The 8,878-nt window shown below is 46.3% G+C and carries 11 protein-coding genes and 1 pseudogene; 8 read left to right on the top strand and 4 right to left on the bottom strand.

Features of this window, described 5'->3' with window-relative positions:
- Nucleotides 1–149 (bottom strand): annotated as a pseudogene (locus QUA25_RS28040) (photosystem II q(b) protein); the annotation flags it as partial.
- A 265-nt stretch (nucleotides 150–414) separates the two neighbouring features.
- Nucleotides 415–837, bottom strand: a complete 423-nt coding sequence (locus QUA25_RS28035) for a DNA/RNA non-specific endonuclease (protein ID WP_333042913.1) — start codon at nucleotides 835–837, stop codon at nucleotides 415–417.
- Nucleotides 838–849: 12 nt separating this feature from the next.
- Here QUA25_RS28035 and QUA25_RS28030 point away from each other — a divergent pair, with 12 nt between their 5' ends.
- Entirely contained in the window at nucleotides 850–1,173 is a 324-nt protein-coding gene (locus tag QUA25_RS28030; protein ID WP_333042911.1) for a hypothetical protein, read from the top strand.
- A 51-nt stretch (nucleotides 1,174–1,224) separates the two neighbouring features.
- On the opposite strand, the gene QUA25_RS28025 is transcribed toward QUA25_RS28030, so the two are convergent.
- Both QUA25_RS28025 and QUA25_RS28020 read right to left on the bottom strand, forming a co-directional pair.
- Complete coding sequence (locus QUA25_RS28025) at nucleotides 1,225–1,476, bottom strand: ribbon-helix-helix domain-containing protein (RefSeq protein WP_333042909.1); 252 nt, start codon at nucleotides 1,474–1,476, stop codon at nucleotides 1,225–1,227.
- A complete protein-coding gene (locus QUA25_RS28020; protein ID WP_333042908.1) occupies nucleotides 1,473–2,063 on the bottom strand; it encodes a ParA family protein in 591 nt (196 codons plus the stop codon). The genes QUA25_RS28025 and QUA25_RS28020 overlap by 4 nt, the downstream gene beginning before the upstream one ends.
- A gap of 434 nt (nucleotides 2,064–2,497) precedes the next feature.
- Here QUA25_RS28020 and QUA25_RS28015 point away from each other — a divergent pair, with 434 nt between their 5' ends.
- The 7 genes from QUA25_RS28015 to QUA25_RS27985 all read left to right on the top strand — a co-directional run bounded on the left by QUA25_RS28015 (nucleotide 2,498) and on the right by QUA25_RS27985 (nucleotide 8,631).
- Nucleotides 2,498–2,704: a hypothetical protein gene (locus tag QUA25_RS28015; protein ID WP_333042907.1), complete on the top strand. Its 207-nt coding sequence runs from the start codon at nucleotides 2,498–2,500 to the stop codon at nucleotides 2,702–2,704.
- 711 nt (nucleotides 2,705–3,415) lie between these two features.
- On the top strand, nucleotides 3,416–3,547 hold the full coding sequence (locus QUA25_RS28010) for a hypothetical protein (protein WP_333042905.1): 132 nt from the start codon (nucleotides 3,416–3,418) through the stop codon (nucleotides 3,545–3,547).
- Between the two features lie 206 nt (nucleotides 3,548–3,753).
- Nucleotides 3,754–3,882, top strand: a complete 129-nt coding sequence (locus tag QUA25_RS28005; protein WP_333042903.1) for a hypothetical protein — start codon at nucleotides 3,754–3,756, stop codon at nucleotides 3,880–3,882.
- Nucleotides 3,883–4,016: 134 nt separating this feature from the next.
- Nucleotides 4,017–4,145 (top strand): hypothetical protein, encoded by a 129-nt coding sequence (locus QUA25_RS28000; RefSeq protein ID WP_333042901.1) that lies wholly within the window; start codon nucleotides 4,017–4,019, stop codon nucleotides 4,143–4,145.
- A 141-nt stretch (nucleotides 4,146–4,286) separates the two neighbouring features.
- Nucleotides 4,287–4,415 (top strand): hypothetical protein, encoded by a 129-nt coding sequence (locus QUA25_RS27995; RefSeq protein WP_333042899.1) that lies wholly within the window; start codon nucleotides 4,287–4,289, stop codon nucleotides 4,413–4,415.
- Between the two features lie 267 nt (nucleotides 4,416–4,682).
- Nucleotides 4,683–6,227: an HlyD family efflux transporter periplasmic adaptor subunit gene (locus QUA25_RS27990; protein ID WP_333042898.1), complete on the top strand. Its 1,545-nt coding sequence runs from the start codon at nucleotides 4,683–4,685 to the stop codon at nucleotides 6,225–6,227.
- A 244-nt stretch (nucleotides 6,228–6,471) separates the two neighbouring features.
- On the top strand, nucleotides 6,472–8,631 hold the full coding sequence (locus QUA25_RS27985) for a peptidase domain-containing ABC transporter (RefSeq protein ID WP_333042895.1): 2,160 nt from the start codon (nucleotides 6,472–6,474) through the stop codon (nucleotides 8,629–8,631).
- Nucleotides 8,632–8,878 lie beyond the last annotated feature (247 nt).

Raw genomic sequence — 8,878 nt, 5'->3', positions numbered from 1 at the left:
ATGATGTAGCAGATGGTGGCGCTCAGGAGGGTAGGAATCATCAAGACGCCGAACCAACCTACATAAATGCGGTTGTCTGTGCTTGTTACCCACTCGCAGAAGCGTTCCCAGACATTGGCGCTTTCGCGCTGCTGTAAGGTTGTTGTCATGGTTTTATGATTGCTGTATTTGGTTGTCAATGTTCGGATGATGTTTATATTATTAACGGTGTTGTTAAGGTTTGTAAAGGGGTTGAGCGACAGTTTAATTGATAGAAGTCATCAGCTAGGCTTATGCAGTCATGGGATATGAGGGATGGTGGCACTCGGTGGCCGTGTTTGCAAGAGCGGACTCAAAAGCGCACTCAAATATTCAGCAGTATTCGAGACAAAGCTTTGAAGTAGACCTAAGATTTACTGGCTGTCAGCTTTGCTTTCAATGACTTGCTGAACCTGTGAGGGTACGTTCGACAAGAAATTTGGCCCCGTCTTTTGTTTCAGTTGCTTTACCGAAACTCGAAAGCTTTTCCATTTTCCGGCAGTAATCTTCCAGGTCACTCCAAACGCCCCTGTTGAGTTCTGGGATTTGGGGCATCATGTTGGTCATCAGGAAAGTGCTGCTGTTATCGGCTTCATTACGGGTGCGATCTGTACTGGGTGCAATGTGTCCCCGGTCGTAGCCGCTGCCGGTGTAATCGTTGGGTCGCACTTTGTACCAAGCAGCGGGGAGAGCATCATCGGGGCGGAAGTTGTCCTGGCGATCGGCTGCCCCAATCCAAGAGCGGTTCAGTTGCCACGATACCCAATTGGCGGTCTTAGTTTTGCTGTTGTAGGAGAGCACAAACTGTGGCTTCACCATTAAATAGTGTCGGTGCTGGCAACACTGGATGTGGCATTGCTGGGATTGCCCAGCAGCAAGTTGGGGTTGTTGGTTGCCGAAGCTACGGGATTCTGCGCTGTGGGTTTCTGCACTCTTGGTTTAGGAGAAACTCGCGGCAGTGAAGATGGCGGGGCTGATGTCAGATTGCAGCCAGCAACCATCTCCAAAATCAGAGCGATCGCCCCCAACTGCCGTATTTTCTTCATGCTGCACCGCTCCCTTGCGAGTCCAGTGCCAGCTTACCAACATACGCACCCAACAGTAGACGAACTCAAGAATGCAGCGATTGACGGGAAAGGTAACTGCTGCAAATAAGAGAAAAAACTGATAACGTTCAAACATTCAAATGTTCAAATGTTCAAACAGTTAAATGTTTGTATTGGCACTAAGCTGCTGGAGGTATTGAGCGACGGACTTTTCAACCAGCTCGCTGATTTCTTCACCTGACTGTGCGGCAGCAGATTTAAGGTCGCGGTGCATTTGTTTGGGCAGGTAAACAGTAGCCCTGACAAAGTTTGGGTCTTTGCTTTTGGGTAACGCCGGAGTTGGTGCGGGTTCGAGGTCAGGTTCGCCGGGTTTGAGTTTCTTGGCCTTTAACAAATCATCAAAGCGGCTCATGGCAATATCTCCTTGCCGACAGCGGCATAACAACCCCAAGCAGCTTTGGCGTAGGCATCCTTGACAGCACTTACGGGAACCCCGGTCAGCGCGGCTTTCTGAAATACTGCCAGCCGCCTGATCTCAGCTTTAAATATCGGCAACTGGGCTTTCTCGATCGTTCTGCGAGACTCAATCCCGACTTTGCTAGGAGCGGGCGGGATGAGGGTGAGCAAAATGCGGTAATTCGATTTTAGGGAATGCAAAGCTTCGACCATTTGCAGCATCGCAGTGAGGGCCATCGCATCGGGGGAACTCGGTAAAATCAGCAAGTCACAACCTTCTGCTACAGTTTTGAGTTCGTCGGGGTCGGGTCTGGCCGGCGTGTCTATCACGATGTGCTCGTAATCTCTGGCAAAGCGAACTCCTTGCTTTTCATCCACCACTTTGAACGGGAGAGAACCCCGCGCAGCCCAATCCAAAGCACTGCGGTTGAGGTCGCCGTCTACCAAGAGCGTAGGCGCTTTGGTTTGCAGGTAAGCCGCCAAGTGCAGCGCTGTAGTTGTCTTGCCGACTCCGCCCTTGAATGAGGCGATTGTCACGATCATAGGTATACCGATACGTTGATTAACTCAACTTTACCTCTTAATCATCTAAATGTCCAAACATTTGAATGCTTGAATGTTTTAAATGATGCCGTATCTTGCCAGTTATAGGGCGGGTTGGCTCAGCTAATTAACGATAACAACGTAGCGCTCGGTTGCAGGTGATGGGAGGAGGTGGATCTTCCCAAAAATCAAGCAGTTGCTGCACTGCGAGAGTCTGCTCCCCATTCGCTCTCTTGAAGGTGTGATACTGTCGCGGGTCGCATCACCTGCGGTTGATTTAATCATCTAAACGTCTAGATGTCTGAGTGAGTAATTTAAGATTTATGCAACTGGTACATGGCGATGAGCGCGCATAGCGAAGGTATCCCGTAGGAAATCGCCCTCAACCTTTCTGCTACACGCTCCTGGGCGCTCAAACGAGCCAAAGTCTTTTGATGGAAGCTGCATCGCCAGCACCAACATCCACAGCATCACTAACACCCGAAGCTGCATTGGCAACGCTAACACCACCGCACGACCCGGATGTTGTTAGAGGACGGGTTGAAAGACGTGGAGGAATAAAAGCGATCGTCCTAGCCCGCATCAAGGTAGTGGAAAATTTCTCCAAAACTTCAAAATCTTGTAGCGGGCTGGTGACATAGTGGCTAGCAAACTAACCGCCCGCCCCCTCATGGATGGAACCCTACACATCAGGGCAAAGAGAATACGCTAGTTTCTGTGAAAGGGTGCTCGTGCTTATCCAGCCCACGATCGCATTGATGCGCCTTCAATCTATCAATACTTCGGACTGTTTCTGGAACGATACTACAAGCTTTACAAGGCAAGGATCGTAAAAAAGTCGAATCAAATGTCGCGTCAGGGGTGGAGCTGGCGTTGATTTAATGTTCCACAGCGGCTCAAAGTCAAGCGAGAGCAAGCCCTTGGGTCATATAGCAACAGTCCTGACTGTTGGGTAAGTTAGGTGGACAATTATCGCTTGGGTTCTCCGAAAAAAATATTTAGCAAACAATCTGGCGAACCATCCGGACAAACAAAATGAGGAATGTATCTCTTGACTAATGTAGATATTGCTCAGCTCAGGAGAACTAACAGTGAAAACCAAGAAGCAATCCCAGAAACAAGTAACAACCCAGCTACAGGTACATCTACCTATTGTTACCCTGACCGAAAAAGATATGTCTTCCGTCAACGGCGGAGGTGCATGGCATTATTAATCAACCTCTAAGGTTGCTGTAGGAGGGACTAAGCGAAGGAGGAATTCAACCTGAGCTCTGAAAATGAAGGAAGTAGTAAAAAACGACTTCTTTTCCCTCCTGTTTGTTAATTTTCTCTAAAATACAGACGATTTTATAATGGACACGAAAAAGCAACACCAAAAACAAGCCAAAACATTGCCTTTGACACAACTGCCTATTGTCGCGCTGACCGAAAAAGATATGTCTTCCGTCAACGGCGGGCGGATCGGTATGCCCGGTGGCAGCTAGAGCAAGCTTGCGACCGCAAAAGATATGTCTCCTGTCAATGGCAGTGGACATATCAATGCAATTTAGAGGCAAGGAACCTCTAAGCTTGTTAGTCTGAGGGTTAAGGTAACGAAGAATTAAACCCTAGTTGTGAAAACAATTAATTTCTTGATACTTATCTTTCCCTCCAATTTCTTACAATTCACTCAAACGCCGAGGATTCTACAATGGACACTAAAAAGCAATCTCAGAAACCAGCTAAAACATTACCTTTGACACAACTGCCAATCGTCACCATGACCGAAAAAGATATGTCTTCCGTCAACGGCGGCAGCGGTTACGCATGGACAAGTTAATCAACCTCTAAGGCAACTTTAGGAGGGACTAATGTAACGAGGACTTAAATCCTAGTTATGAAAAAAAGGAGTAAAAAACGACTTCTTTTCCCCTCCACTTTGTTAATTTTTTCTAAAACGCAGAGGATTTTATCATGGACACGAAAAAGCAAGACCAGAAACAAGCCAAAACCTTACCTTTGACAAAGCTGCCAATTGTAACTCTGACCGAAAAAGATATGTCTTCCGTTAACGGCGGAGGTTACAATTCATGGGCTGGTTAATCTACCTCTAAGGTTAGTGGTAGGAGGGGCTAAGCGAACGGGGAATTCAACCCAAGTTCTCTGAAAATGAGGGAAGTAGTGAAAATTACTAATCTTCCCCTCCAATTTGTTAAAGTTAACTAAAAGATGGAGGATTCTAGAATGGACAATAAGAAGCAATCCCATAAATCAGGCAAAACCTTACCTTTGACCAATTTGCCAATAGTGACTCTGACCGAAAAAGATATGTCTTCAGTCAACGGCGGAACTCAAAGGATATGGAGCGGTTGATCGATAAGCTGTCGCGCATTTAAATTGTATATTCAGGGCGAGCGGGACGCCCACCCCACAAGAGTTTGATGGTTTTTTAACATACAATTTAAATGCAGAACAGCTTAGCAACTGACCGAGTAAAGATTGGCGCTACCTAGTAGCTGTTCAAAAGTCTAAAAAGTTAACCCGGAGAGGATTGCCCTATTGACAAAAGAGCAATATTTCTATTTCCTCTCCGGGTTATTTGTTTATTAGCCAGCATCCTGGTGCTCTACCCTTGTAAGTATGTTTAGTGACCCCAACCCAGACTTGCTCCGCCCAGCCAAAAGCGATGAATTTCTGCCTCCCATAAGTATTTGGACAACCCTAGGCGGTATATTGTTAATGGGAAGCGTTGGTGCAGCCATCACCCTCACTGCTGTCACGAAATACAACATCACCGTCAAAGCTCCCGCCACAGTCCGGCCTGTTGGAGAAGTTCAGATAGTACAAGCAGCGACAGAAGGCAGGGTCGAAAGTATTTCGGTGAAAGAGAACATGGCGGTAAAACAGGGAGATGCGATCGCAGTTATCGACTCCTCCCAATCTTTGACTAAAAAAAGTCAATTACAAGGCAATATCCAGCAAAATCAATTGCAACTGCGACAAATTACAGCTCAAGTTACCGCTACAGAGGAGCGAATCGCAGCAGAAAATTGGGGAATGGAACGCGCAATTGCTTCCGCCGAAGCCGATTTAAGCCGCAACCAACAGGAATATCGAGAACGAAAACTGACTACAGTTGCCGAAGTTGAAGCAGCCGCAGCTAATTTTCAATTAGCTCAACTAGACAGGCAAAAAGCCCAAGAAGAATTGCAAAAAGAACAGGCTTATTTACTAAAAATAGGGGCGAATTTAAAAGCAGCAGAGGCGAGTTTAAAAGCAGCCGTTTCTAAGCAGAATCGCTATCAGCCGCTGCGAGAATCAGGAGCGATTTCCCTCGATTTACTAGAAGAAACCCAACGAGCAGTTGAACAGCAAGAACAAGCCGTTGCTGGGGAAAAAGCAGCGGTGGCAACGCAACGACAAGCCATTGAAAGCCAAAGAAGAACCGTTGAGAAACAACAGCAAGCCGTTGAAGTAGCTGCCGCTAAATTAAAAGTCGTTCAAGCTGCCCTTAATCCTAGCGCCGCACCTGTAGCAATCGCTTCTGAACGAATTGCCCAAGAAAAATCTAAGGGCGAAGCAGGTTTGGCGATGTTAAAAAAAGAACGAGAAGCGCTAATTCAAAGCCGCCATGAAATCCAAAATCGAATCAACCGGGATCTGCAAGAACTCCAACAAATTGGTATCGAACTCAAAAAAACGATAATTACCGCCCCCGCCGACGGTACTATCCTCAAACTGGAATTGCGAAATTCGGGTCAGGTGGTACGTCCTGGAGAATCCATTGCCCGCATTGCTCCAAGTAATGCCTCCCTTGTCATTAAAGCTCGTGTGGCAGTTCGAGATATTGGCCGCGTTCGAGTCTGCAAAGAAGAAAAAGTGTCAGACTGTACGCAGGGCAAAGCTCAACTGCAAGTTTCTGCCTATCCTTATCCCGATTACGGCACGCTTAAAGGTGCGGTAAGGGCGATCGCTCCCGATGCAATTACACCTGATAGCCCGGATGTGGGTGCAGCTACTCCCTACTACGAAGTGACCCTTCAACCTGAAAAACTTTATCTAGAGAAGAGCGGCCATCGGTATCCCATCCAATCGGGAATGGAAGTTACAGCAGATATTATCTCCACAGAAGAGACGGTACTTACGTTTATTCTTACAAAAGCAAGACTGCTGACAAATTTATGATAGAAAAGCCTAACTAATCCTCTAATTGATGGAGTTTTGTTGCTTGTTTTAAAAAATAATTTGCGTACAAACATTCACAACTTTCTCTAAATCGCTGACATTCTTTCAGTCCCTATTTTAGCATTTGATTGAAGCCGATGCTTGTGACAAGAAACTAAGTGTCACTAACTTCATCCAAAACTTATAAAGACACGATGAAAATAATGAATCTACGCTGGCATATTCTGTTGGGTCTGAAATAAGAATGCTTAGATTGGTTAAATATCCTTGTGTTTTACAGCTTGCTGAATCTGACTGTGGGGCAGCTTGCTTCGCTACCGTTGCTAAACATTACGGGCGTACCTTAGCAATCAGCCATATTCGGGAACTGGTAGGCACGGGGCAGCAGGGAACCACGCTGCTAGGGCTGAAGCGGGGGGCGGAGGAGCTAGGTTTCAATGCTCAAGGAGTCAAAGCCTCACCAGAGATTATTGACCAAATCGACGCTCTTCCCCTACCTGCAATTATTCACTGGCTGGGATACCACTGGGTAGTTTTGTATGGGCGGCAGGGCAAGAAATACGTCATCGCTGACCCGGCTGTCGGCATCCGTTATTTATCCCGCCATCAGCTAACCGAAGGCTGGCAAAATTACATCATGCTCTTGCTAGAAGCAGACCCAATTCGCTTTGGAGAGCAACCAAACGATCGAATTAACATTCTGGGACAATTTTGGCAGCGCATTTGGCCTTACCGAGCCATTTTATCGGAAGCGCTGTTCCTCAATCTTTTCTTGGGTTTGATTACTCTGGCTTTCCCGTTCCTGATCCAAATTCTCACTGATGATGTGCTGGTGCGGGGAGATACCAAGCTGCTCAACGGTGTCATTATTGCCACTCTAGTCATGAGTTTGATCGGTAGCGGACTGAGATTGGTGCAGTCAAATTTGATCGCACATTTTGCTCAACGGCTGGAGTTGGGGCTCATTCTCGAATTTATTCGAGCAATCCTGCGCTTGCCGCTCACTTATTATGAAACTCATCGCAGCGGTGAAATCATTAGCAGACTGCGAGATATTCAACGCATTAGAAATATAATTTCTCAGCTTTTAGTTACTTTACCCAGCGAGTTTTTTATTGCTGCGGCTTCTTTGGGTTTCTTATGGTTTTATAGCTGGAAACTGATGCTGCTTGCCGCCTCAATTGCAGCGGTAATGACGCTATCGACGCTGGTGTTTCTGCCAACTCTCCGGCAAAAAACGCGAACAGTATTAGCCGAAGACGGTGAAAACCAAGCAATTCTGGTAGAAACGTTTAAAGGAGGACTCACGCTCAAAACAACCTCTGCCGCACCTCAACTGTGGGAACAACTTCAGAGTCGCTCTGGCAAAGTAGCCAATCTGACATTTCGCACTATCCAGATTATGGTTGTTAACCGCACCTTTTCTGATGTAGTCTCTAATCTCGGTAGTGTGGGTATGCTTTGGTTCGGCAGCCAACTGGTGATTTCTAAGGAAATCAGCATCGGTCAACTGGTCGCTTCTTATACCCTGGCGCAAAATGTAATTCGCTTAATGGCTGATTTGATTGTCATCATCAATGAATCTATCTGGATTAGAACCGCTGTGGAACGCCTGACTGAGGTCACTGATGCCAAACCTGAAATGCAACCGGGTGATGTCAAAAAGCCTTTTGTAAAACTTTCTGAAAACGCTGATATTGTTTGCACCAACCTTAACTTTAACTACCCCGGTCAAGTTGATTTAGTCGAGGATTTTTCTGTGACGGTTCCCGGCGGTAAAGTCGTTGCTTTAATTGGAGAATCGGGTTGCGGAAAGAGTACCTTAGTCAAGCTCATTGCGGGCCTGTATCCTTTGCAATCGGGCAATATTCGCCTGGGAATTTATAACAGTCAAGACCTGGCTATTGATTGTCTGCGCCAACAGATTATTCTAATTCCTCAAGAACCTCACTTTTGGAGCCGCTCGATTCTCGCCAACTTTCGTTTGGGTTCCCCTCACGCTACTTTTGAGGAAATCGTTACCGCCTGTCAGCTCGCTAAGATTGATGAATTTATCAGCAAACTGCCTGATAAATATCAAACTGTTTTAGGCGAGTTTGGAGCCAATATTTCTGGAGGACAGCGACAGCGGCTCGCTATAGCCAGAGCAATTGTCACCAACCCACCAATCCTGATTTTAGATGAATCAACAGCGAACCTTGATCCAGTGAGTGAAGCCCAAGTCCTAGATGGGCTCTTGTCTCACCGCCAAGGCAAAACTACGATTTTGATTAGTCACCGCCCTAGAGTCATCATGCGGGCTGATTGGATTGTGTTATTGGAACAGGGTAGAGTAAAACGGCAAGGTTCTTTGGATGAATTGCAAAAGCAGGCTGGCAACCATTTAGACTTTTTAAGTCCTTGAAAACTATGGAGCCGATGGCTAATTGGGGTACAGCCAAAATACCTACAAAATAAGACGTGATATTAAGAAACATAACAAATGAGTCCCTACGTAGCTTTCGAGGAAGCTTGCAAGCACAAAAGCATCCTAAATTAGCTGACTATTCAACCAAGTTTGAGAAGGCAGAGTATTAGACATCTCCAAAATAGTAACAATTCGTGATAAGATCCCATCCTCAAGCTTTTTTGACACAGAAACATGAGCGACA

Source organism: Microcoleus sp. Pol17C6 (genome assembly GCF_036701145.1).
In the GTDB taxonomy this organism is placed as follows: Bacteria; Cyanobacteriota; Cyanobacteriia; order Cyanobacteriales; family Microcoleaceae; genus Microcoleus.
Note: the sequence above shows the minus strand (reverse complement) of the source record. Positions and strands in the feature narration are given on the sequence as shown.

Bases quoted from the DNA above. Each gene is read 5' to 3' on its own strand.
- QUA25_RS28035 (WP_333042913.1), bottom strand. From the start codon at position 837: ATGGTGAAGCCACAGTTTGTGCTCTCCTACAACAGCAAAACTAAGACC.
- QUA25_RS28025 (WP_333042909.1), bottom strand. From the start codon at position 1,476: ATGAGCCGCTTTGATGATTTGTTAAAGGCCAAGAAACTCAAACCCGGC.
- QUA25_RS28020 (WP_333042908.1), bottom strand. From the start codon at position 2,063: ATGATCGTGACAATCGCCTCATTCAAGGGCGGAGTCGGCAAGACAACT.
- QUA25_RS28015 (WP_333042907.1), top strand. From the start codon at position 2,498: ATGGAAGCTGCATCGCCAGCACCAACATCCACAGCATCACTAACACCC.
- QUA25_RS28010 (WP_333042905.1), top strand. From the start codon at position 3,416: ATGGACACGAAAAAGCAACACCAAAAACAAGCCAAAACATTGCCTTTG.
- QUA25_RS28005 (WP_333042903.1), top strand. From the start codon at position 3,754: ATGGACACTAAAAAGCAATCTCAGAAACCAGCTAAAACATTACCTTTG.
- QUA25_RS28000 (WP_333042901.1), top strand. From the start codon at position 4,017: ATGGACACGAAAAAGCAAGACCAGAAACAAGCCAAAACCTTACCTTTG.
- QUA25_RS27995 (WP_333042899.1), top strand. From the start codon at position 4,287: ATGGACAATAAGAAGCAATCCCATAAATCAGGCAAAACCTTACCTTTG.
- QUA25_RS27990 (WP_333042898.1), top strand. From the start codon at position 4,683: ATGTTTAGTGACCCCAACCCAGACTTGCTCCGCCCAGCCAAAAGCGAT.
- QUA25_RS27985 (WP_333042895.1), top strand. From the start codon at position 6,472: ATGCTTAGATTGGTTAAATATCCTTGTGTTTTACAGCTTGCTGAATCT.